This window comes from Burkholderia sp. WAC0059 (assembly GCF_002870125.1).
Taxonomy (GTDB): Bacteria; Pseudomonadota; Gammaproteobacteria; order Burkholderiales; family Burkholderiaceae; genus Paraburkholderia.
The window spans coordinates 159,336-182,894 of the sequence record NZ_PNEO01000002.1; the positions used below are offsets into that span (position 1 = coordinate 159,336).

Annotated in this window: 20 protein-coding genes; 9 read left to right on the top strand and 11 right to left on the bottom strand. The window is 68.5% G+C overall.

Going from position 1 to position 23,559, the window contains the following annotated elements; all coding sequences use genetic code 11:
- Nucleotides 1–24 precede the first annotated feature (24 nt).
- From CY652_RS23760 to CY652_RS02700, 4 genes are all read left to right on the top strand, one after another.
- Nucleotides 25–303: a hypothetical protein gene (locus tag CY652_RS23760; protein ID WP_146010007.1), complete on the top strand. Its 279-nt coding sequence runs from the start codon at nt 25–27 to the stop codon at nt 301–303.
- A gap of 242 nt (nt 304–545) precedes the next feature.
- Nucleotides 546–1,112 (top strand): TetR/AcrR family transcriptional regulator, encoded by a 567-nt coding sequence (locus tag CY652_RS02690; RefSeq protein WP_102129148.1) that lies wholly within the window; start codon nt 546–548, stop codon nt 1,110–1,112.
- A 198-nt stretch (nt 1,113–1,310) separates the two neighbouring features.
- On the top strand, nt 1,311–1,736 hold the full coding sequence (locus CY652_RS02695; protein ID WP_102129149.1) for an organic hydroperoxide resistance protein: 426 nt from the start codon (nt 1,311–1,313) through the stop codon (nt 1,734–1,736).
- Between the two features lie 73 nt (nt 1,737–1,809).
- Nucleotides 1,810–2,853 carry an alpha/beta hydrolase gene (locus CY652_RS02700; RefSeq protein ID WP_102129150.1) on the top strand — a complete coding sequence of 348 codons (1,044 nt, stop codon included), beginning with the start codon at nt 1,810–1,812 and terminating at the stop codon, nt 2,851–2,853.
- 109 nt (nt 2,854–2,962) lie between these two features.
- Here CY652_RS02700 and CY652_RS02705 read toward each other — a convergent pair whose 3' ends face one another.
- Nucleotides 2,963–4,153, bottom strand: a complete 1,191-nt coding sequence (locus tag CY652_RS02705; RefSeq protein WP_102129151.1) for a pyridoxal phosphate-dependent aminotransferase — start codon at nt 4,151–4,153, stop codon at nt 2,963–2,965.
- 443 nt (nt 4,154–4,596) lie between these two features.
- Between CY652_RS02705 and CY652_RS02710 the strand changes: the two genes are divergently transcribed.
- Together CY652_RS02710 and CY652_RS02715 are read left to right on the top strand one after the other, a co-directional pair.
- Nucleotides 4,597–5,526 carry a sterol desaturase family protein gene (locus CY652_RS02710; RefSeq protein ID WP_102129152.1) on the top strand — a complete coding sequence of 310 codons (930 nt, stop codon included), beginning with the start codon at nt 4,597–4,599 and terminating at the stop codon, nt 5,524–5,526.
- Nucleotides 5,527–5,662: 136 nt separating this feature from the next.
- Nucleotides 5,663–6,454, top strand: a complete 792-nt coding sequence (locus tag CY652_RS02715) for a YqcI/YcgG family protein (RefSeq protein ID WP_258002162.1) — start codon at nt 5,663–5,665, stop codon at nt 6,452–6,454.
- 87 nt (nt 6,455–6,541) lie between these two features.
- Here CY652_RS02715 and nirD read toward each other — a convergent pair whose 3' ends face one another.
- From nirD to CY652_RS02730, 3 genes are all read right to left on the bottom strand, one after another.
- The gene (nirD, locus tag CY652_RS02720; RefSeq protein WP_102129153.1) at nt 6,542–6,895 is read right to left on the bottom strand and encodes a nitrite reductase small subunit NirD; all 354 of its coding nucleotides are present in this window, start codon (nt 6,893–6,895) and stop codon (nt 6,542–6,544) included.
- 38 nt (nt 6,896–6,933) lie between these two features.
- Nucleotides 6,934–9,498 carry a nitrite reductase large subunit NirB gene (gene nirB / locus CY652_RS02725; protein ID WP_102129154.1) on the bottom strand — a complete coding sequence of 855 codons (2,565 nt, stop codon included), beginning with the start codon at nt 9,496–9,498 and terminating at the stop codon, nt 6,934–6,936.
- A 525-nt stretch (nt 9,499–10,023) separates the two neighbouring features.
- Nucleotides 10,024–11,418, bottom strand: coding sequence for an MFS transporter (locus tag CY652_RS02730; RefSeq protein WP_102129155.1), 1,395 nt, complete (start codon nt 11,416–11,418; stop codon nt 10,024–10,026).
- A gap of 848 nt (nt 11,419–12,266) precedes the next feature.
- Here CY652_RS02730 and CY652_RS02735 point away from each other — a divergent pair.
- The gene (locus tag CY652_RS02735; RefSeq protein ID WP_102129156.1) at nt 12,267–12,860 is read left to right on the top strand and encodes an ANTAR domain-containing response regulator; all 594 of its coding nucleotides are present in this window, start codon (nt 12,267–12,269) and stop codon (nt 12,858–12,860) included.
- Between the two features lie 25 nt (nt 12,861–12,885).
- Nucleotides 12,886–14,004: a CmpA/NrtA family ABC transporter substrate-binding protein gene (locus CY652_RS02740; protein WP_102129157.1), complete on the top strand. Its 1,119-nt coding sequence runs from the start codon at nt 12,886–12,888 to the stop codon at nt 14,002–14,004.
- A 69-nt stretch (nt 14,005–14,073) separates the two neighbouring features.
- Here CY652_RS02740 and CY652_RS02745 read toward each other — a convergent pair whose 3' ends face one another.
- Nucleotides 14,074–15,519: an NAD-dependent succinate-semialdehyde dehydrogenase gene (locus CY652_RS02745; RefSeq protein ID WP_102129158.1), complete on the bottom strand. Its 1,446-nt coding sequence runs from the start codon at nt 15,517–15,519 to the stop codon at nt 14,074–14,076.
- A 187-nt stretch (nt 15,520–15,706) separates the two neighbouring features.
- A complete protein-coding gene (locus CY652_RS02750) occupies nt 15,707–15,886 on the bottom strand; it encodes a hypothetical protein (protein WP_146010008.1) in 180 nt (59 codons plus the stop codon).
- 202 nt (nt 15,887–16,088) lie between these two features.
- Between CY652_RS02750 and CY652_RS02755 the strand changes: the two genes are divergently transcribed.
- Nucleotides 16,089–17,084 (top strand): aldo/keto reductase, encoded by a 996-nt coding sequence (locus tag CY652_RS02755; protein WP_102129160.1) that lies wholly within the window; start codon nt 16,089–16,091, stop codon nt 17,082–17,084.
- A gap of 152 nt (nt 17,085–17,236) precedes the next feature.
- Here CY652_RS02755 and CY652_RS02760 read toward each other — a convergent pair whose 3' ends face one another.
- The 5 genes from CY652_RS02760 to CY652_RS02780 form a co-directional block, all read right to left on the bottom strand.
- The gene (locus CY652_RS02760; RefSeq protein ID WP_102129161.1) at nt 17,237–18,583 is read right to left on the bottom strand and encodes an MFS transporter; all 1,347 of its coding nucleotides are present in this window, start codon (nt 18,581–18,583) and stop codon (nt 17,237–17,239) included.
- A gap of 211 nt (nt 18,584–18,794) precedes the next feature.
- On the bottom strand, nt 18,795–20,213 hold the full coding sequence (locus CY652_RS02765) for an LLM class flavin-dependent oxidoreductase (protein ID WP_102129162.1): 1,419 nt from the start codon (nt 20,211–20,213) through the stop codon (nt 18,795–18,797).
- A gap of 54 nt (nt 20,214–20,267) precedes the next feature.
- Nucleotides 20,268–21,326: an ABC transporter substrate-binding protein gene (locus CY652_RS02770; RefSeq protein WP_180970381.1), complete on the bottom strand. Its 1,059-nt coding sequence runs from the start codon at nt 21,324–21,326 to the stop codon at nt 20,268–20,270.
- Between the two features lie 112 nt (nt 21,327–21,438).
- Nucleotides 21,439–22,245 carry an ABC transporter ATP-binding protein gene (locus CY652_RS02775; protein ID WP_102129339.1) on the bottom strand — a complete coding sequence of 269 codons (807 nt, stop codon included), beginning with the start codon at nt 22,243–22,245 and terminating at the stop codon, nt 21,439–21,441.
- A 53-nt stretch (nt 22,246–22,298) separates the two neighbouring features.
- On the bottom strand, nt 22,299–23,153 hold the full coding sequence (locus CY652_RS02780; protein WP_102129340.1) for an ABC transporter permease: 855 nt from the start codon (nt 23,151–23,153) through the stop codon (nt 22,299–22,301).
- Between the last annotated feature and the right edge of the window lie 406 nt (nt 23,154–23,559).

The following is a 23,559-nucleotide window of genomic DNA, read 5'->3' on the forward strand; positions in this document are numbered from 1 at the left end:
CAGACAGGTCAAGTGGAGGCCGGGATGGAAGAAAAGAGCGAAGGAATCAAGGATGGGGAAGGTGGTCGGTTAATCGAAAGCGATACGGAAACGAAGCATTGGGTCAATGCAATCATATTTACCTGGCTTCTGCTAACCGTCGTGATAACCGCAGGCCTGTGGGTTCGGACGGTATCTGGCGATGTGAATCAGGCATGCTTCGAGCGGGGGATGAACGATGAATACACGCTTATGGAGGCGTTTTTCCAGAATCCGCCGGAGCAAAACGCAGTGATGCAGGCAGTTCATGCCTGTTCACGATAACGGGCCGTCTCAGGCAAAGAATGCGTTTCGGAAGGAAGCGGCTTCGGCTCGTACGGGGCGGCTGTCAGGCCTGGGGGGACGTCAAATGGCACTTCATAGCCGACCAGCACCCCTGGATCAACCCGTCCCCAGGCAGCGGTTACCGCACCACTCAAGCCAGAACCCACCACAAAAGCCGCCCACCCAAAAATTTTAACCTCCCACCCTTGACAATCTACCTTCCAGTAGATAAAGTCTCGCCCATGGACACGACCTCTACCGTTCGCGAACAGATCCTCGACCACGCCATCACGCTGATGATGCTGCGCGGCTACAACGGGTTCAGTTACCGGGATCTGTCCGGTCTGGTGGGCGTCAAGACCTCGAGCATCCACTACTACTTCCCGTCGAAGGACGATCTGGTGCTCGAAGCGGTGAACGAATACAGCAGCAGCGTGTTGGCGTCGATCCACGCGATCGATCCGGTACTGCCGGCCGACGTGAAGCTCGGCAAGTACGCGAAGCTGTTCGGCCGGACGCTCGGCGACGGCGACCAGATTTGCCTCTGCGGCATGCTGGCCGCCGACATCGAGTCGCTGCCCGAGAACATCCGGCAGGCGGTGCAGACGTTTTTCAAGGCCAACGAGAGCTGGCTGGCGAAAATTCTGGAGCAGGGCGGCCGCGAGGGGACACTGGCGGTCAACGGCAAGCCCGAGAACGCGGCGCGCACGTTGTTCGCGGCTTTCCAGGGCAGCGTGCTCGCGAGCCGGTTGTTCCACACGAAGGCACGCCTCGAGGACGTCGAGGCGCTCTGGAAAGTGGCGAAATAAGGTGTCGAAGCAGGTCGGGCGGTTCGCCGCCCATTCATTTTGTCGGGTTATCTATCTATTGATAGATAAAATTCATGCCGATTTGGTAATTCGATGTTGCGGTAAGCGTTCAAGTGCTGTTTTGCAGGCGTTTTTTTCTCACCGACTCTATCTTTGAGTAGATAGATTGACGTTCAACTTACAGGAAGGAATTTCACCATGTCGATCGAAAAAGTCCTCTATCGCGCCCACGCCACGGCAACGGGCGGGCGCGACGGCCGCGCCGTCGTGCCCGAAGGCGGTCTCGACCTCAAGCTGACCACGCCGCGCGAACTCGGCGGTGCCGGCGGCGCGGGCACCAACCCCGAGCAGTTGTTCGCGGCCGGCTACAGCGCGTGCTTCCTCGGCGCGATGAAGTTCGTCGCGGCGCGCGACAAGATCGCGATTCCGCAGGACGTGTCGGTGAACGGCAGCGTCGGCATCGGCGCGATTCCGAACGGCTTCGGCATCGAGGTCGAACTGAAGATCGCGCTGCCGGGCATGGCGCGCGAAGCCGCCCAGGCGCTCGTCGAGAAGGCCCACATCGTGTGCCCGTACTCGAACGCGACGCGCAACAACATCGACGTCACGCTCACGCTCGTCTGAACCGACGGGACCTACGCCGGCGGGGACGTTCGTCGTGTCCGCCGGATTCCGAATCCGAATTGGGGTATCTCTCATGAAAGCCATCTTCAAGCCTTTACTCGTCGCGGCCGCCGTCGCCGCCTCGCTGTCCGCCGCGCCCGCGGCGTTCGCCGACGCGGTCAGCGTGCCGATTCAACCGGACGCGACCACCTCGAAGCTGCTCGCCGCGCTCAACAGCGGCAAGGGTCCGGCCATCAACACGCTGCCGCCGGCGCAGGCCCGCCAGGTGCTGACCGACGCGCAGAACAGCGTCAAGGTCGACCTGTCCGGCATCGACGTGTCGAACCGGACCATCCAGGAAGACGGCCTCTCCGTGCCGGTCACGATCGTGCGTCCGCAGGGCGTGACGGGCACGCTGCCGGTGTTCATGTTCTTCCACGGCGGCGGCTGGATTCTCGGCGACTTCCCGACGCACGAGCGTCTGGTGCGCGACCTCGTCGTGCAGTCAGGCGCGGTGGCGGTGTTCGTCGACTACACGCCGTCGCCCGAGGCGCAGTATCCGGTCGCGATCAACCAGGCCTACGCGGCGACGAAGTGGGTCGCCGAGCACGGCAACGAGATCGGCGTGGACGGCAGCCGGCTCGCTGTGGTGGGCAACAGCGTCGGCGGCAACATGGCAACCGTGGTCGCGCTGATGGCGAAGGACAAGGGCGGTCCGGCCATCCGCTTCCAGGGGCTGCTGTGGCCCGTCACGGACCATAACTTCAACGACGGCTCGTACCGCGCCTATGCGGAAGGCCATTTCCTGACGCGCCCGATGATGGAATGGTTCTGGGACGCCTATACGAAGAGCGAGGCGCAACGCAACGAGATCTACGCTTCGCCGCTGCGCGCGCCGCTCTCCGAGCTGAAGGGGCTGCCGCCCGCGCTGATCGAGGTTGCGCAGTTCGACGTGTTGCGTGACGAAGGGGAGGCGTATGGACGCAAGCTCGACGCGGCCGGCGTTGATGCAGCCACCGCGCGCTTCAACGGCACGATCCACGACTTCGGCCTGCTCAACGCGCTGGCCGGGGACGCGCCGACGAAGGCCGCGCTGAAGGCGATGGCCAACGAAATCCGCACGCGGCTCGCGCAGTAACCGGCGGGCGTTCGAAAGCGGTTCCGCCTTTGCGCGTGAAAAAGCGCGCGGCAGGGCTCGATGCCCTGCCGCGCGCTTTCCGTTTTGCCCGCGCGCCGGGGCCCGGGGCTCAGGTCGTCCGCGGCGCTTCCTTCAGGCCGGCGACGAATGCCGCGATCCGCTCGCACGCCTGCGCGAGCCGATCGTCCTCGACCACGAGCCCGAGCCGTACGTAGCCCTCTGCGGTCTTGCCGAACGCGCTCGCGTCGAGCAGCGAGACGCCCTGCGCGCGGAAGAGCTGCCACATGAACGTGTGCGTATCGAGCCCGGTGCCGCGAATGTCGATCATCACGAACATGCCGGCTTCGGGCAGCAGGCAGCGCAGCCCGTCCACCCGGCTCAGGCGCGCATGGACGAGGTCGCGCCGCCGCCGGTAGAGCGCGCGCATGTCCCCGACAATCCGCGCCTGGTGCTCGAAGGCCGTCTGCGCGGCCTGCTGGATGAAGCCGGGCAGGCCGTAGAGCATGCAGAGCGCGAGGCGTCCGAGATGCGCGATCAGCTCGGCGGGCCCGATCACCCAGCCGATGCGCCAGCCCGCCATCGCATGCGATTTCGACAGGCTGCCGATCGTCACCGTGCGCCCGGCCATGCCGTCGAGCGAGGCGATGCCGACGTGTTCGCGCTCGAAGACGAGGTCCGCGTAGACCTCGTCCGAGACGACCCAGAGGTCGTGCCGGCGCGCGAGTTGCGCGATGCGCTCCAGGTGCGCGCGCGGCATGACCACGCCGGTCGGATTGCAGGGCGTCGCAAAGAAAATCGCCTTCGTGCGCGGCGTGACGGCGGCTTCGAGCGCGTCGCAGTCGAGGTGAAAGCCGTTGTCCGCGTCGACGGGCACCGGGACGAGCGTGGCGCCCGAGGCGCGCACGACGGCCTCGTAGGTCAGATACATGGGCTCGGGCACGAGCACCTCGTCGCCGGCCTCGCAGAGGCACAGCGACGCGGCGAAGAGGCCGTTCTGCGCGCCGGCGCAGGGAATCACGTGCTCGATGCCGACCGCGCGGCCGGTGCGGCGCGCGTGTCCGGCGGCGATGGCCGCGCGCAGCGGCTCGCGGCCCGCCACGCCGCTGTAATGGGTGTCGCCCTCGCGCAGGGCCGCGACGGCGCGCTCGACGACGACTTCGGGCGTCGAGAACTCCGGATCGCCGACGCTCAGGATGATGACGTCCTCGCCGCGGGCGGCCGCCTGCTGGGCCGCATAGTGGATTTCCCAGGCCAGCGTGCGCCGGCCCTGCAGTCGTTCGACCAGGTTCGAATATTTCATGATTGGCGATGATGTGGTGCGCGGCCGGGGCAGGGAGGATCGCACGCTCCGGCATGCCCCGGCCGGCCGTCGGCGAGGGCGATGTCTGCAGGAAGGTCCCGCGCGGCAGGGGGCAATGGTATCGCGTCCGACGGCGAAACTGGTCCGCCGCCGGAGGGAATCGACGGAAATCCGGGCGGGATTCCCGATTGGAGCCGCCGGTTTCGATGCGTTCCGGCTCGCGCGGGCCAGTCTGGCGGCAGCGCCAGTTTTGTGTCAGCAAAGCGTTAACGCCGCAGCCTTACGATGAAGCCTTGCGCGAGCCCGCGTGAGGGAGCGGAGGGGCGTCGTCACGGCGATGCGTCGACGGTCCGCGACCGGGCGCGCGAGTCTGAACCAGGTGTACCGGCCGGCGTTCCCGGGGATCGGCGGAACCGGCGCATCGCAGACGGGGTGCGTTCGTCATGACCGATCCGGCGACATTTCCCGGCGGCCCGACCGGGGTTGCCGCGTTCGATTTGCTGCTCAAGGCCGCGGGGTGGGCCGCGTGGCCGCAGGCGGCGAAGCTGTGGCTCTTTTTTGCCGCCTGCGGCGTCGCGCAGATCGGCATCAGCTACCTGATCTGCACGCCGCTCGAAAAGCGCTGGCCGCTCCTGACGTGGCCCGTCCGGCAGCCGATGGCTTCCGACATCACCTATACGTTCATCGTGCGGATCGTGCTGTTTCCGCTCGTCGCGTTCTTCGAATACGACTTCTTCCGGTCGCTTGCCGATACGGCGCTGCACGCTCACGGGCTGCCGGCGCCGTCGCTCGTCCCGGCCGTGTCGCGGTTCGCCGGTTCGCCGCTCGCGGGATTCTTCGCGGGCTTCATCGTGCTCGACTGCGCCGACTACTGGCGGCATCTGCTATCGCACCGGTTCGGCTGGTGGTACGGCCTGCACACGCTACATCACGCCGAGGTGCAGATGACGTTCTGGTCCGACGACCGCTCGCATCTGGCCGAGGACATCATCACCTACGTCTGGCTCTTCGTCGTCGCCATCGCCATCGGCATGCCGTCGATGCAGTTTCCGTTCGTGATTCTCGGTTTCCGTCTCGTCGGCAGCCTCGCGCATGCGAACACGCGCATCGGTTACGGCTGGCTCGGCGAGCGGCTCGTGATCGCGCCGCCGTTCCACCGCGCCCATCATTGTCCCGAGGTGGCGGGGCGCCGGAGCTGCAATTTCGGCACGGTTTTTCCGTGGTGGGACATGCTGTTCCGCACGGCGAACTTCACGCGCGCCGCGCGCGATACGGGCGACCCCGGCGCGGACCCGATATTCGCGACGGGCACCTGGTGGCAGCAGCACGCCGCCGGCCTGCGGCGCATGGTCCAGCTCGCACGCCTGCGCTGACGGCACCGCCGCACACGAAGCCGATGCCCGCGCCCGCCGTTCTTCCTTCCGGCCCGTTCGTCCGCTCGCCCCGTCTCGCGTACGGTCGCCCGATCGATAAGCCTGTCCAACCGCATTCAGACCGGAGTCCGCCATCGTGACCCAGCGCGTTCCGCCGCCCCCTTCCGATTCCCCCTCATCGCTGCCGTTGCCGCCGCCTGATGCCTGGACGGGGCGCATCCTGAACGACGAGGCGCGCGACTCCGGCTGCCTTCAAGCCTGGTGGCTCGACGCCTACGGTACTTACCGGACCACGCTCGAGCAGCGCGACTATCCCTGCTTTTTCGGCCAGACGGCGGAGCGCCGGGGCGAGATGTTCTACGCGTTCTGCGAGGCCGGCGATGAAGAGACGTTGCGCGCGACGATGCGCCGTTTCGTCGAGGTCGGGCGCGAGGCCGCCCGCGTGCGCTTCAGTCTCGCGCTGTTCTTCGCGCCCGATCCGTCGCTGACGACGCACGAGGAATTCCTGAAGCGTTTCTGGCACGCGCTGCAGACGCTGCACGACGCCGACGGCGCGCCGATGGCGCCGGCCCATCCCGACGACCCGCTCTGGGAGTTCTCGTTCGGCGGCCGCAAGATGTTCGTCGTCGGCACGAGCCCGACTTACCGGCAGCGCCGCAGCCGCGTGGTCGGCGACGGCATGGTGCTGCTGTTCCAGCCGCGCGAGCTGTTCACCGATCCGGAGACGGGCGAGCCCATCAGCGCGGCCGTCAGGCGGCAGATCCACGCGCGCATGCTCGCCTACGACGGCATGCCGGTCCATCCCGACATCGGCTTTTACGGCGATCCGGACAATCGCGAATGGAAGCAGTATTGCCTGTCCGACGACAACACGCCCGAGACGGGCGTCTGTCCGTTCGCGCCGCGCCCGGGTTCGGGCAACGGCTGATCTGCCGCCGTGCCCGCGCGCGAGGCACGGGGCACAGGATGCACGAGGCACGGCGGCGGGTGCCCGGGCGGGTTCAGGCGCGCTCAATCAAGCATTCAGCCGGACCATGACGTCGCCGTCGACCACGCGCGCGGCGAAGGCGTCGACCGAGTACCCGGACTCCTCGAGGCACTCGCCCGTGCGCAGGTCGTAGTGATGCTTGTAGATCGGCGAGGCGACGACAATGCGCTCGCCGAGGCTGCCGACGAGGCCGCGCGAGAGCACCGAGGCCTGCGAGGCCGGGTCGAAGTTGGCGATGGCGAACACGCGGCCGCCGTCGTCGCCGAGGCGGAACACGGCGACCTGGCGGCCGTCGACGAGCGCGCAGACGCCCGTGTCGGGCACGATGTCGTCGTAGCGGCAGACGGTGGTCCAGCGGTCCTCTGCGGCGGGTCCGGGCATGATGGGTTTCCTCGAAAGCATGGTTGGATGCGCCGGCCTTAGCCGGTGACGGTTTCTTCGGCGGCAGCGGCGGCGTCCGCCGGCGTCTGCGCGGCGCGCGCCGCCTCGCGTTCCTCGACGGTCGCCGGACGGATCTGGCCGCGTTCCTCGACGAAGGTCACGGTGTCGTCGCGCGCGTCGCTGTTCACGAAGTGGCGGAAACGCCGGCGCGTCTCGGGATTCGTCACGGCCGTCTTCCATTCGCACGCGTAGGTCTCGACCACGTGCCGCATCTGCGCCTCGAGTTCTTCCGCGATCCCCAGCCGGTCGTTCACCACCACGTCGGCCAGATAGTCGAGCCCGCCTTCCAGGTTGTCGCGCCAGACGCTCGTGCGCTGCAGACGGTCCGCCGTGCGCACGTAGAACATCAGGAAGCGGTCGATGTAGCGCACGAGCGTCGCCTCGTCGAGATCGGATGCCAGCAGTTCCGCGTGGCGCGGCTTCATCCCGCCGTTGCCGCAGACGTAGAGGTTCCAGCCTTTCTCCGTCGCGATCACGCCGACGTCCTTGCCCTGCGCCTCGGCGCACTCGCGCGTGCAGCCCGACACGCCGAACTTGATCTTGTGCGGCGCGCGCAGCCCCTTGTAGCGGTTTTCCAGCGCCACGGCCAGCCCCACCGAGTCGCCCACGCCGTAGCGGCACCACGTCGAGCCCACGCACGACTTCACCGTGCGCAGCGCCTTGCCGTAGGCGTGTCCCGACTCGAAGCCCGCCGCGATCAGTTCCTCCCAGATCAGCGGCAACTGCTCCACGCGCGCGCCGAACAGGTCCACGCGCTGCCCGCCCGTGACCTTCGTGTAGAGCCCGTACTTCTTCGCCACCTGGCCCACGGCGATCAGCCCGTCGGGCGTCACCTCGCCGCCGGGCATGCGCGGTACCACCGAGTAGGTGCCGTCGCGCTGGATGTTGGCGAGGAAGTAGTCGTTCGAGTCCTGCAGGCTTGCGTGCTCCTTCTTCAGCACGAACTCGTTCCAGCACGAGGCGAGGACGCTGGCCGCGGCCGGCTTGCAGATGTCGCAGCCGAGCCCTTTGCCGTGGCGCTCGAGCAGTTCGCCGAACGTGCGGATCTCGCCCACGCGCACGAGGTGGTAGAGCTCCTGGCGCGAGTAGGGGAAGTGCTCGCAGAGGTGGTTGTTTACCGCGAGCCCCTGCTTCTTCATCTCGGCCTTCATGATGCTCGTGACGAGCGGCACGCAGCCGCCGCACGAGGTGCCGGCACAGGTGGCCTGCTTGAGCGCGCCGATGCTCGTCGCGCCGGCGCGCACGGCCTCGCACAGCACGCCCTTCGTGACGCTGTTGCACGAGCAGATCGTCGCGCCGTCGGGCAGCGCGTCGGGACCGAGGGCGGTTCTTGCGGTGCCGTCCGCCTGCGGCAGGATCAGGTGCTCGGGCGCGTCGGGCAGCGCGATGGCGTTGAGCATCATCTGCTGGAGCGTGCCGTACTCGAGGGCGTCGCCGACCATCACGGCGCCCAGTACCTTCGTGCCGCATTCGGAGACGACGAGCTTCTTGTAGATCTGCCGGCGCTCGTCGACGTACTGGTAGGCGCGGCTGCCCGGCGTCTTGCCGTGCGCGTCGCCGATGCTGCCCACGTCGACGCCCATCAGCTTGAGCTTCGTGCTCAGGTCGGCGCCGGCGAACGCGGCTTCCTCGCCGAGCAGGCGCTTTGCCACCACGCGCGCCATCTCGTAGCCGGGCGCGACGAGCCCGAAGACCTGGCCGTTCCACGACGCGCATTCGCCGATGGCGTAGACGTCGGGGTCGCTCGTCGCGCAGGCGTCGTCGACGGCGATGCCGCCGCGCGGGCCGGTTTCGAGGCCGCAGGCGCGCGCGAGCTCGTCGCGCGGGCGGATGCCGGCCGAGAAGACGATCATGTCGGTCTCGAGGTGCGTGCCGTCGGCGAATGCCATGCGATGGGTGTGCTGCTCGCCGGCGACGATGCGCTGCGTGCTCTTGCCGGTGTGGACCTGCACGCCCAGTTCCTCGATGCGGCTGCGCAGGATGCGGCCGCCGCCTTCGTCGATCTGGACCGCCATCAGGCGCGGCGCGAACTCGACGACGTGCGTGTTCAACCCCATGTCGCGCAGCGCCTTCGCGCATTCGAGCCCGAGCAGGCCGCCGCCCACCACCACGCCGCTCGTCGCGCGCGCGCCGCACGCCTGCATCGCCTCGAGGTCCTCGATGGTCCGGTACACGAAGCAGTCCGCGCGGTCGTTGCCTTCGATCGGCGGCAGGAACGGGCTCGATCCCGTCGCGAACACGAGCCGGTCGTAGCCGAGCGTTTCGCCGCTCGCGAGCGTTACCGTATGCGCCGCGCGATCGACCGCGACGACCTTCGCGCCGAGTCTGAGCCGCAGCCCGTCGCGCTCGAAGAACCCGGGCTCGACGAGCGAAAGATCTTCGGCGCTGCGGCCCGAGAAGAATTCGGACAGGTGCACGCGGTCGTAGGCGGGGCGCGGCTCCTCGCCGAGCACGGTGATGTCCAGGGCGGAGCCCGCCTGCCCGGCGAGGCATTCGAGCAGCTTGTGGCCCACCATTCCGTGGCCGATGACGATGACGTTCATGTCTGCGATTCCGTGCGTGAGTAATACGGTTCCCGGCGGCAATGAAAAAGGCGTCCCGCGAAGCCGGTCGAAGACCGGATCGGGGGACGCCTTTGCCCTGATGTCTCTGCGATGCAAGCCGACGCTTGCCGTATTCGATGCGGATCGTCCTTGATCCGCGCGTTCTGTCATGCAAGGGCCGTGCCATTTTCGGCCGCCGCCGGCGCGGCGGATCGGCGGCCCGAAGGCACGGCCCGACGCGAAGTGCGGCGGGGCGCCTGCGCATCGCGACAAGGCCGCGGCATTGTCGCGACAAGGCAGCGACGATGCCGCGACCTGTCGCAACGTATTGCAACGTATGTCGCCTGGCGGCCGCTGCGGCATGCCGCGCCGCGAGGCATCCGCGCACAACGTCAGTGCGGTGCGGCACCGTCCCCGTGCGACCGCGTCCCGGAGGACGGACCGCATGAGCCCGGCCAGGCAGAGACGGGCGCCGCGCTTGTGTCCTGCCTTCGTTGCTCGTTGCTTCGTTCGACGGCCGGACGATCAGACGCTGCCGTCGGCCCGCACGGCGGTGGAGGCCGGCGCCAGCGCCTCCTGCACGGCGGGCAGGGCCCATTCGAGCCAGCGCGCGCGCAGCGCCACCACGAGCACGAATGCGACGGCCGCGATGCCGCCGAACGTCGCGAAGCCCATCTGGTAGCTGCCCGTGCTTTGCCGCGCGATGCCCATGACGACGGGCAGATAGAACCCGCCGATGCCGCCCGCCGCGCCGACGATGCCCGACATCAGGCCGGTGCGGCCCTTCCAGCGCTGCGGCACGAGCTGGAACGTCGCGCCGTTGCCGAGGCCGAAGAGCAGATAGGTGAGCAGGAGCAGTGCGATGCCGGCCGTGAGCGGCGGCGTCGCGAGCGCGAACGCGAAGTCGCAGAGGGCGATGCCGGCGAGCAGCAGCACCAGCGCGCGCACGCCCGAGATGCTGTCGGCGATCAGGCCGCCGACGGGCCGCACCATCGCGCCCGTGAACGCGAGCAGCGACATGAAGAGGCCGGCTTCGAGCTTCGGCATCTGGTAGAGCGAGACGAGCAGCGTCGTCACGTACGAGGACATGCCGACGAAGCCGCCGAACGTGATGCTGTAGACGAGCATGACGACCCACGTGTCGACCTCGGCCAGCACCGCGCGATAGTGGCGCGGCAGGACCGCGATGGCGAGCAGCGCGCCCAGCAGCGGCAACAGCAGCACGCCGGTCTGGCCGTGGCCGAACACGCCCGCGTGCACGGCGAGCACGAGCGCGACGAGGCCGACGAGCGTCACGCAGAAGCTCGCGAAGGCCTTGCCCGCGTGGCCGGCCTTCGGCGCGAGGTCTTTGGCGAAGAAGAACAGCGCGAGGGCCGCGATGCCGAGGAGCGGCAGCGCGGCGCCGGCAGCGCGAGTCCAGCCGACATGCGCGGCGAGGCCGGGAAACATGAAGCCGTCGAGCACGGCGCCGATGTTGCCCGCGGCGGCGAGCCCGAGCACGAGGCCCTGGACGGCCGGCGGATAGTTGCTGCCGGCCATCGGCAGCGCCACGGCGAAGCTCGCGCCGCCTACGCCGAGAAAGACGCCGAGCACGAGCAGCAGCGTGTAGGAGGGCGTGCCCGGCAACAGCAGCAGCACGACCGAGGGCACGGCGGAGAGCGCCACGCCGAAGAGCGCGATGAGGCGTCCGTCGGCGGCCTGGCAGAGGTTGCCGAGCGTCACGCGCAGAATGGCCGCGCCGAGCACCGGCACCGCGACGAGAAAGCCGAGCTCGGCCGGCGACATCGGAATGTCCTTGTGGATGAACGGCGCGAGCGGCCCGAGCATGACCCACACGGTGAAACCCGTGTCGAAGTAGAGGAAGCAGGCGAGCAGCGCGCGCCAGTTTCCGCTTGCGAGTGTGTTCAGCAGATTTCTCATCGGTTTCCCCACGGGTAGGCGCTGGTGATCGACACGGCTGGCGCGCCCCGGCCAGCGGTTCTGCGGCATCGGCATGGCGCCGCGGCCGCCGCCGCGTTTCCGGCGCGGGGCGGCGGCACGGCCGGGCGAAAAAAAAGCCCCGAAACGCTCGCGCGATGCCGCTGTACGCGGTATCGCCCGGTGACGTTTCGGGGCGTCGTTGCCCACAACCCGCTTGAAGCAGGCGGGTGTCAAAAAGGTAAGTGACCATGCAAGAGCCGCCTTTGGCTCTTGCGCGATGCAATGCAATAGCCATGCCATCCGGCTCGCGACGAAATGCCCGGGAGCGGCGAGCGCATCCCGGATGCTTGCTGCGCGCGGCGGGCGCGGCGGCGCGGGTCGTCGCATGGTCGGGCGCGACGAAACCGGCCCGAAGCGAGTACACTCGCCGCCGCGCGATGCGTTCCGGCGCAGCGGGCACCGCGGTGGTGCGGCGCAGCACTGTCGTCGTGCGGCGCGGCCCCGGCCGGCAGCGGGTTGGCTGGTCCGGATATTGCTGATCCGGAGGAGCACGCGCGGCAACGGAGCCGGCGCCGGTTCGTCGAAGCGTTTCCCGAGCGGGGCCCGCACGCGATGCCGAACAGGAAGCGCAAAAGGAAAAGGACAACGGTGTCCGCCTGTGCCGTCGCACGGGCGAGCACCGTTTTTTATTGTCAGCGCGCCAGCCGCGCGAAACCGACCATGCGAAGCACGAGAAGCATAGCCAGCACGATGGACGAACCCGTATTCGAAGGCCGCCGACCGACCGCGGGCGCGGCCGGCACCCCGGCGCGCGGCCGGAGCGCGCAGATCGCGAAGGCCGTCCCCGCATGAAGCAGCCGGACGCTCCCGCCATGCTGCGCGTGCTGCTCGTCACCGACACCGAGAAGCCGATCGGCGAGCTGCGCGACGCGCTCGCCGGCCTCGGCTACGAGATGCTGCCCGCGGCGGCCACGCCGTCTGCGCTGCTCAAGGCCGTGGAGGACCAGCGCCCGGACGTCGTCGTCATCGACACGGATTCGCCCTCGCGCGACACGCTCGAGCATCTCGCGGTGATGAACGAGACCGCGCCGCGGCCGGTGCTGATGTTCAGCAACGACGCCGACCTGCAGCGCATCCGCGAGGCCATGCGCGCCGGCGTGAGCGCCTATCTCGTCGAGGGGCTCGCGGCGCACCGGCTCGCGCCGATCCTCGAAGTCGCGCTCGCGCGCTTTTCCCATGAGGCGCAGTTGCGCCGGCGGCTCGCCGAAGCCGAGGCCGAGCTCGAGAACCGCAAGGTCATCGACCAGGCCAAGCGGTTTTTGATGACGCGTCGCCGCCTCTCCGAACACGACGCCTACGCGACGCTGCGCAAGCAGGCGATGGACCACGGCATGAAGATTGCCGACGTCGCGCGCCGGCTGCTCTCGGCAGCCGACCAGTGAGGCCCGAACCCACCCACCGTCCGACATGAACACGCCGATTTCTGCCGTATCCGCCGATGCCAGCGAGGCCGCCGGCGACCGCCCCGAGCTCACGCACCTGCGGCTCGGCTTCGTCGCGCTGACCGACGCGGCTCCGCTCGTCGCCGCGAAGCTGCTCGAATTCGGCCATCGCCACGGGCTCACGCTCGAATTGTGCCGGCAGCCTTCGTGGGCCGGCATTCGCGACAAGCTACTGTGCGGCGAGATCGACGCCGCGCATGCGCTCTACGGGCTCGTCTACGGCGTGCAGCTCGGCATCGGCGGCCCGCGCGACGACATGGCCGTGCTCATGGTGCTCAACCGCAACGGCCAGGCCGTCACGCTCTCGAACCCGCTCGCGCGCGCGCTCGACGAAGGCGCGCGGCTGCGCGAGGCGCTGGCCGCGCTCGGCCGGCCGCCCGTGTTCGCGCAGACGTTCCCGACCGGCACCCATGCGATGTGGCTTTACTACTGGCTCGCGGCGCAGGGCGTGCATCCGCTGCAGGACGTGCGCAGCGTCGTGATTCCGCCGCCGGAGATGGTCGCGGCACTCGCCTCGGGCGAGCTCGACGGCTTCTGCGCGGGCGAGCCCTGGAACGCCGCAGCCGAGGCGCGCGGGGCGGGCCGCACCGTCGCGTTCACGAGCGAAATCTGGCCCGATCACCCGGAGAAGGTGCTGGCCTGCCGGCGCGCGTTCGCGACGCGCTACCCGAACACGGCGCGCGCGCTGATCCGGACCCTGCTCGAGGCCTGCCGCTGGCTCGACAGCCCCGACCATCTCGCGACGCTCGCCGGGCAAATGGCCTCCACCGAGGTGATCGGCGTGCCGGCCGACCTCATCGCGCGGCGGCTGCCGGGCGGCGCCGATCTCGCGCGTCCCGGCGCGCGGGCGGTCAGCTTCTTCGCCGACGGCGCCGTGAACTATCCGCGTCCGTCCGAAGGCGCGTGGTTCGTCGAGCAGTACCGGCGCTGGGGACTCTACGGCGAACCCTGCGACGCGACCGCGCTCGCGGCGGCCGTCAACCAGACCGCGCTTTACCGCGAGGCGGCGGAGCGGATCGGCGTGCGCGTGGCGGACGAGCCCCGGCGCGCGGTGCTTTGCGACGGCCGGGTCTGGGAGGGGTAATCAGGCGGGGAAGATGGGGGCGGGAGGCGAAGCGGGGCATCGCGCGGAACGGCGAGGCCCCGTTTTTCGTCAGTGGCGATACTCGGTGACGAACTTCGTCACGAGATAGCCTTCCATCGCCTCGCTGCCGCCTTCCGAGCCGTAGCCCGAGTCCTTCACGCCGCCGAACGGCGTTTCGGGCAACGCGAGGCCGTGGTGGTTGATCGACACCATGCCGCTTTCGATGTCGTCGGACAGCGCGGACGCCGTCGCCGACGAGCGCGTGTACGCGTAGGCGGCGAGGCCGTAGGGCAGCCGGTTCGCCTCGGCGATCGCCTCGTCGTAGCCGCTGAAGCGCGAGACCGGCACGACCGGGCCGAACGGCTCCTCGTTCAGGATGCGCGCCGAAAGCGGCACGTCGGCGAGGATCGTCGGCGCGAAGAAATAGCCTTCGCGGCCGATGCGCTCGCCGCCCGTCAGTACCTTCGCGCCGTGTTCGCGCGCGTCGGCGACGAGCCGCTCCATCGCCTCGAGGCGCCGCACGTTCGCGAGCGGCCCCATCTGCACGCCGTCGTCGAGACCGTTGCCGACCTTGACCGCGCGCGCCGCTTCGACAAAGTGCTCGACGAACGTGTCGTAGGCCGCGTCCTCGACGATGAAGCGCGTCGGCGACACGCAGACCTGGCCCGCGTTGCGGAACTTCGCGCCGGCGAGCAGTTTGGCCGCGCGCGGCAGGTCGGCGTCGGCGAACACGAGCACAGGCGCGTGGCCGCCCAGCTCCATCGTGACGCGCTTCATGTGCTGGCCCGCGAGCGCCGCGAGCTGCTTGCCGACCGGCGTCGAGCCCGTGAACGAAATCTTGCGGATCGCCGGATGCGCGATCAGGTACGACGACACCTCGGCGGGCACGCCGAACACGAGGTTCAGCGCGCCGGCGGGCAGCCCGGCGTCGATGTAGGCCTGCACGAGCGCGGCGCAGCTCGCGGGCGTTTCCTCGGGGCCCTTGAGCACGACGGTGCAGCCGGCCGCGAGCGCGGCCGAAATTTTGCGTACGGCCTGGTTGATCGGGAAGTTCCACGGCGTGAAGGCCGCGACGGGACCGACCGGCTCGCGCGTGACGACCTGGCGCACGGCGTCGGCCCGTGCCGGGATCACGCGGCCGTAGGTGCGGCGCGCCTCTTCGGCGAACCAGTCGATGACGTCGGCGGCGCTCAGCGTCTCGATGCGCGATTCGGCGAGCGGCTTGCCCTGCTCGCGCGTCATGATGGCGGCGATGTCTTCGGCCCGGTCGCGCAGCAATTGCGCCGCGCGGCGCATGAGCTTGCTGCGCTCGAACGCGGAGACCTTGCGCCACTCGGCGAACGCGCGCTTCGCGGCCTCGGCCGCGTCGGAGAGATCCTGTTCGCCGGCGAGGCTCAGGCGGCCGATTTCCGTTTCGCGCGCGGGATCGATGACGGCCGTGGTGCGTACGCCGGCGCGCCAGGCGCCGTCGATGTAAAGCTGGGTGTCGGGGTAGGACTTTGCGCTGGAGCTCATGGTCGGAGAATCCTCGTCAACGGTTGGGAAGGGGCGCTCGGCAAGAAGCGAAGCGGCGGCGGCTGCGGATGATGATGCGGCGCAGCGCCTGTCCCGCGCATCCTGCCGGTCGTGCGGGCTTTCCATTCTGCCACCGGGCGCCGCGTCCTGCTCCCGCGCGCTCCGCCTGCCGTGCGATCCGGTTCGATCAAGCCTGCGTTTTCAGCCGCGCGGCCGTCTGCTGCGCGCCCATCGCGAGCGCGGCGTCCGATGGGCCCCGCTCGACAACGCGCGCGGCCAGGCCAAGCAGTTCGGAATCGGGCGGAATGGCGGGAGGCGTCATGGGCGGGGCGGCGTAATCGGCGTGAAGGGCTGCATCGATCGGCATAACGGATATCGCGGGGATATCGCGACGCATCGCGGCCGGAAAATGCGGAAGCGCGAAAGTTCGAAAGCGTGGGGAACGGGCGCTTCGCATGAACCGTATGGGCCAGTATAGTCGAGGCCTTCGCTGCCGGCCGGCCGCGAACCCGCTATGCTGTGAACCCTGAACGTTTTTCTTCACCTGTCGCTTCGTCAAGGAGTTTCCGATGCAATACCGCAGATTTGGCAACACCGGCCTGAACGTTTCGCGCCTGTGTCTCGGCACGATGACGTTCGGCCTGCAGACCGAGGAAAACGTCTCGCGGACCATCCTCGACAAGGCCACCGACGCCGGCATCAACTTCATCGACACGGCCGACGTCTATCCGCTCGGCGCCAGCGACGGCACGACGGGCCGCACCGAGGAGATCGTCGGACGCTGGCTCAAGGGCCGGCGCGACCGCTTCATTCTCGCGACCAAGGCGGTGGGCAAGGTCGGCCCGTCGCCCTGGGACCAGGGCGCCTCGCGCAAGCATCTGCTCGACGCCATCGATCACTCGCTGCGCCGGCTCGACACCGACTACGTCGACCTCTATCAGCTCCACTCCGACGACCCGAACACGCCGCTCGACGAAACGCTCGAAGCGCTCGACACGATCGTGCGCTCAGGCAAGGCGCGCTACATCGGCGTGTCGAACTTCCTCGCCTACCGCCTCGCGCGCGCGCTCGGCCGCGCCGACGCGCTGCGCGTCGCGCGCTTCGTCTCGGTGCAGCCGCGCTACAACCTGCTGTTCCGCCAGATCGAGCGCGAGCTGCTGCCGCTCTCGGCCGAGGAGCATCTGGCCGTGATTCCGTACAACCCGCTCGCGGGCGGTCTGCTGACGGGCAAGTACCGCCACGGCGCGGCGCCAGCCGAAGGCCGCTTCACGGCGACGGTGGGCAAGGCGGGCGAGATGTATCAGGCGCGCTACTGGCACGAGCGCGAATTCGGCACGATCGAAAAGCTGCGCGAGCTGGCGGCCGAGGGCGGCCATTCGCTCGTGAAGACCTCGCTCGCGTGGGTGCTCGCCAATCCGCTCATCACCTCGGCGCTAATCGGCGCGAGCCGTCCGGACCAGCTCGACGAAACGCTCGCGGCGGCCGACTTCGCGCTCGACCCGGCGTTCAAGGAAAAGCTCGACGACGCCACGGTCGAGTATCGCTGGGGCGACGCGGCGCGCTGAGTCTTTCTCCGCGCCCGAGCCCCCGATGCGGGGCCTGCGCCATGCGGTCCCGAGCGGTGCTATCCCGCGCCGCTCGGGACCGTTTTCGTTCGTGCGGGCCGTGGCGGTCATGAGGGCGACCGTGCCGGGCAACGCGGGCCGTCACCCGGCCGTCACGCGGTTTTCGTCTCCGTCGCGACGTTCGTCGTCGCGACGGACCGTCGTCGTTCGCGCACCGGGTCCCGGGCGCCCAGCACGGCAATCAGCGTAAGTACCGCGTAGAACGAGATGAATGCGCAGATCAGCGCGGGCGATCCCTTGCCGAGCCTGAACAGGTAGGTCGCGATGAACGGCGTCAGGCCGCCGGAGATCAGCGAGCCGATCTGGTAGCCGAGCGAAACGCCGCTGTAACGGACGTCCACCGGAAACTGCTCGGCGAACCACGCCGCGCCGGGGCCGTAGATCGCCGCGTCGAAGACGGCCAGCTCGATGGCGGCGACGAGCGGAAGATAGGCGAGATTGCCCCGGTCGAGGAACAGGAAGAACGGCCAGACCAGGATGCCCATGCCGAGCGCCGAGAACAGGGCCGGCCCGCGTCGTCCGATCCGGTCCGACAGCAGCGCCCAGACGGGCGTCGTGACGATGGCCGCGGCCGAGCCGACCACGACCGCCGTGAGCGCGAACGTGGAATTGCCCCGCTTCAGGTGCAGATAGCTGAGCGAATAGGTCGTCAGGATCGCGTACATCGCGGGCTGCACGAGCCTCAGGCCGATCGTGACGAACAGGCCGCGCCGGTGGTGGCGGAACACGTCGGCCACCGGATAGCGGCGGACCTGGCCCGCGTTCCTGATCTGCAGGAAGACGTCCGGTTCCTCGATTCTCAGCCGCACGAACACGCCGATCGCGACGAGCACGATGCTCAGCAGGAACGGCACGCGCCATCCCCAGGCATCGAACGCGTCGGCCGTCATCAGCGACTTGACGCCCAGGAATACGGCCGACGAAAGCAGCATGCCGGCCGCCGATCCGACCTGGGTGAACGAGCCGAGGAGGCCGCTGTTGCGGCGGCCGGCGTGCTCGACCGACAGCAGCGAGGCGCCGCCCCATTCGGCGCCGGTCGCGAGCCCCTGCAGCAGGCGCAGCGCGACGAGCAGCGCGGTGGCCCACAGCCCGACGCTCGAATAGCTGGGCAGCAGGCCCGTCAGCAGGGTGGCGAGGCCCATCAGCAACAGCGAGAAGACCAGCACGCGCTTGCGTCCGAGGCGGTCGCCGAAGTGGCCGGCGACGATGCCGCCGAGCGGCCGCGCGAAGAACCCGACGCCATACGCGGCGAAGGAGCCGAGCAGCCCGGAGACCGGATCGTTCGAGGGCGGGAAAAAGGTGTGGCTGAAGATCAGCGCCGAGGCGGTGCTATAGATGTAGAAGTCGTACCATTCGACGGTCGTGCCGATGAACGCGGCGAAGCCGACGCGACGGCTGGCGCGTCGCGCCTCGACGGCCGGGAGGTCAATTGAGGACATCGGGGTTCCTTGTGGCGGATCGGTCGGGAAACGCGTTCGTCGCGCGGACGGCGTTCGCCACGACGGAGGGGCTCGCCGCGGCGCCCGGGGCAGGCCGGCGTCGCGCGAGAACGAGCACTACGCTACGCGCCGGACCGGGCCGGACGCAACGAAGTAATCGTCAGATTCTTATCGCGCCGGGTGTGGGATTGGTTGCCGCCGCACTGGACGTTCATTCGCCATGCTGAAGAATGGGTCGTCGTGCCGCCGGGGACGTGTCAGCGCCGGGGCGGTACGCCGCCCCCGGATGAGTGGCGCGCAGGGTCGCGGCGCCGTCGGGGAACAGTTTTTCCCGTAGCGTGCCGCTGCCGTATTGCTGCTTGTAGGCTCCGCGCGCCTGCAGCGCGGGGACGGCCAGATCGACGAATGCGTCGAGCGATTCGGGCATCACGAGGCGAAACAGGTTGAAGCCGTCGACGTCGGTCTCGTTCGCCCACCGGATCAACTCGTCGGCGACGTCGTCCGGCGAGCCGACGACGAACGGCGAGCGCGCGCCGAACCGGTCGAGCACGGCGAGATCGCGCACGCGGATCGGCTCGTTGCTGAGGACGGTGAAGTTTTCGAGCATCGACCGGATCGCGTTGCTCTCGACGTACTCGACCGCCTCGTCGTATCCGTACTTCGAGAAGTCGACGCCGGTCCAGCCGGAGAGCAGCGCCAGTTGTCCGGCGACGTCGACGTGTCGGCGGTACTCGGCGTGCAGCGCCTGCGCCTCGTCGCGGGTTTCGGCGACGATCACGGTCGCGCCGGCGAACACCTTGATGTCCGCCGCGTCGCGTCCGGCCGATACCGCCTGACGGCGAATGTCGCGAACCGTGTTGGCGATGATCGCCTCGGTCTGGCCGTTGACGAAGATCGCCTCGGCATGGCGCGCGGCGAACGACCGGCCCGCCTTCGACGCGCCGGCCTGATAGATCACCGGCGTGCGCTGCGGCGAGGGCTCGGCGAGATGAATGCCGTCGACCTTGTAATACGGGCCGTCGTGCACGATGCGATGCACCTTGCGCGGATCGGTGAAAACGCCGCGCTGCCGGTCGCGCACGACCGCGCCGTCTTCCCAACTGGCTTCCCAGAGCTGGTAGACGGCGGCCATGAAATCTTCGGCCGCCGCATAGCGGTCGTCGTGCCGGCGCGCCTGCGAAAGGCCCATGCCGCGCGCGCCGCTGTCCAGGTAGCCGGTCACCACGTTCCAGCCGACGCGCCCTTTCGTCAGATGGTCGAGCGTCGAAAAACGGCGGGCGAACTGATACGGATGCTCGTAGGTCAGGTTCGACGTGATGCCGAAGCCGAGGTGCGTCGTGACCTGCGCCATCAGCGGCACGACGAGCGTCGGGTCGGCATTGGGCAGTTGCGCGGCGGTGGACAGCGCGGTCTCGGCCGAGTTGCCATAGACGTCGTAGACGCCGAAGACGTCCGCGAGAAAGATGCCGTCGAGCAGGCCGCGTTCGGCGGTTCGGGCGAGCGCGGTCCAGTAGTCGGGCGAATGGTAGTCGATCGACGCGTCGCGCGGATGCGACCACAGTCCGGCCCAGTTGTGGCTCGGCGCCGTCATGTTGAACGCGTTGAAGCGGAGTTCTTTCGGTCGGGACATGGTTCGGTACGGTCGGATGAGTGCCGGCAGCGGCGGGCCGCGCCCGTGCGGGCGTCAGGTCTTCGTCTGGTACGGGTTGAGCGCGTTCGTATAGAGATCCGCGACCTTGAGCTGCCCTTTGGGCACGACGTCCTGTCGCTCGGCGACCTGCAGCCAGAACGCCACGTCGGCCGGGTCGATCAGGCCGTGCGTCGGCCAGCGCAGCACCGAGTAGTCGCCCTTGCCGTCCTTCGTGTACATCCACGGCGCGACCGCGGGGTCGACGCGGCCGAGCCGGACCCCCAGATCGACGACGTCCTGCTGGTGCTGGTTCGCGTAGTCGGCAGCCTTCGCGATCGCGGCGACGTAGCCGCGCACGATGTCGGGATGCTGGCTGATGAAGTCCTCGCGCACCATCGTGCCGCCGCGCTGAATCTTGCGTCCGGACAGGTCGGAAAGCTGGAATAGCTGGCGGTAGCCGCGGTGCTCGCGCAACTGCGCGTCGATCGGGCCGTAGGCGAAGACGGCGTCGACCGCGCCGCTTTGCAGCACCTGCTCGAGCTGCAGGTCCGGAATCGTCAGGAACTGCAGATCGCTCTGGTGCAGGCCGGCGCGGCCGACGTAGTCGAGCGTGAACCAGGCGCTCGAAAAGGTCACGCTGCGCATGCCGATGCGCTTGCCGCGCAAATCCTGCGGCGCGCGGATCGGGCTGTCGGCGCGCACGAACAGGCCGTCGCCGGCCGCGGCCGGATCGATGAACGGCGCGGAGTTCACCACCTCTTTCACGACGAGGCCCTTCGCGCGGACGTTGTCGAGGTAGATGTAATCGGCGGACAGCGCGAAGTCGGTCACGCCGCTGGCGATGGCCACGGTGTACTGGTCGATCGGCAGCGACACCAGTTCGAGCGCCAGACCCTGCTCGGCGAAATACCCCTGGTGGTCCGCGAGAAACAGCAATTCGTAGCCGATCCAGCGCTTCGGGACGTCCATCACGCGGATCTTCTTCAGCGGTTGCGTGGCGGCCGCGCGAGCCGCGCGTATCGGCAGCGCGCCGAGCGTGGCGGCGGCGACGGGCACGGCCGCGACGCGGGCGGCGGTATGCAGGAAGTGGCGGCGGCTGACGTTCTTGGACATGGGAAGTTGTGCGGGGTGAATCGGGAGAGTAGGGAGCGTAGGGATAATCAGTGCGGAAAATTCGTGGCGGTTCGCGTTAGCGGCCGGTCTCGCGAGCGGGCGGGCAGACCGGCTAGAGCGCCTGCGCGCGCTGCACTTCATCCTTGATCAGCGTCCAGAGCCGATGACGAAGCTGGCCGAATTCCGGCGACGATCGCAGATCGTCGGTGGCGGCGCGCTGGTCGAACGGGACGTCGACGACCGCCTTGATCGTGCCCGGACGCGACGTCATGACGGCAACGCGCTGCCCCAGATAAATGGCTTCGTCGAGATCGTGGGTGATGAAGACGACGGTCTTCCTTTCCTGCTCCCAGATCCGGACGAGTTCCTGCTGCAGGATTTCCCGCGTTTGCGCGTCGAGCGCGCCGAACGGCTCGTCCATCAGCAACACCGACGGATCGTGCGCGAGGCTGCGGGCGATGGCCACGCGCTGGCGCATGCCGCCCGACAACTCGTGCGGGAAGCGCCCGGCAAAGCCGTCCAGGCCGACCAGCGCGAGATAGCGCCGCGCGATCGCCTCGCGTTCGCGGCGGCCGATGCCTTTCGCTTCCAGTCCGAAGGCGACGTTCTGCAACGCCGTTCGCCACGGAAACAGCGCGAACTGCTGGAATACGATGCCGCGATCGCTGGCGGGACCGTCGACCGTTTTCCCGTCGATGCGGATCGTGCCGCGCGTCGGCGCCGAAAGACCGCCGATCATGTCGAGCAGCGAGGATTTTCCGCAGCCGCTCGGCCCGACTATCACGACGAACTCGCCGTCGCGGATGTCGAGGTTGACGTCGTTCAACGCCTCGAACGCCGGTTCCCTGCCGCCCGCCTCGTCGTTGCGCCCGAATCGCTTGCCGACGCCGTCGAGGCTGATTTTGACTTGCGCTGCCATCGTGCCGTGGTGGTGGTTGCCGTTCGTGTTCGTCAGGACGCGCCGATCGCGCGTCAACCGGGATTGACCGCGGTTTTCCACGCGGTGAGACGCTTTTCGAGCCGGACGAGCAGCGTGTTGCAGATCATGCCGAGCAGGGCGATCACGATGACGGCGACGTACAGGATATGAATGCTCATCACGTACTGGGCGTTCGCGACCAGATAGCCGAGGCCGCTGCTCGCGCCGATCATTTCGGAAATCACGAGCATCAGAAACGAGTAGGTCGCCGCGAGACGCATGCCGGAGATGATCGAGGGGATCGCCGACGGAATCAGGACCTTCATGAAGATGTCCCGTCGCCGCAGCGAAAGCGAACGCGCGTATTTGACCAGCGAGGGATCGACGTATTTGACGCCTGCCATCGTGCCGAGCAGGATCGGCCAGACCACGACCCAGTAGATGATCAGCACCTTCGTCAGATAGCCGACGCCGAAGAACATGATGAAGACCGGAAACAGCGAGACCGGATTGGTTTGCCGGAAGAGCTGCAGCAACGGGTTCAGGTATCGGTCGAGCGTCGAATACCAGGCCAGCAGAATGCCGAGCGGAACGGCCGTCACGACGCCGAGCGCGAACCCGCCCAGCGCGCGCCCGAGACTCACGCCGATGTGCACGAACAACTGACCGCTCAGCGCGAAACGCACGCCGTAGACGACCACTTCCGAGAACGGCGGCAGGAAGGTCCGATTGACCCAGCCGAGGCGCGGCGCCAGCTCCCAGGCGAGCAGGAACAGGACGATCGCGAGCGAGCGCTCGACGACCGGGCGCGCATAGCGCCATAGCGACGCCGTTGCGGACGGACGCTGCCTGGCCGGGCTGTCGCCGCCGGCCGGGAAAGTCAGGGGCAACTGTTCGTCTGGGGGCATGGCGGCGCGCGGTAACGGGTCGTCGAACGGAAAGCGTTCCACTATAAAGTGGGCGGCGGAGCGCGACAAACAACGAATCCGGATAAGGTTATGCGCCGTGCGGTTGCCGCTGGACGGGTAGGGGACGATCGACTCGACGACCGTGCCCGGGCCGGGCGAGGCGCATGACGGGCGCGATTTGCGGGGCGGCCGGCGAGCGGGGCACGACGGAAGCCGTATCGGTCGCGATGGGCTGCGACGGGCTGCGATAGGCCGCGAAGCGCAGTCGGCGAAACGGCGCGGCCGTCCTCCTTTAAAACGTCGCTTAGCGCGTCGCGGCATATCGATGTGCCGATTTCTTCGTGGCGCCGGGTTGCCCTCGGGACGAAAATAAGCGGATTCCGTTTTGTCCTTCAGGTGGCCACGT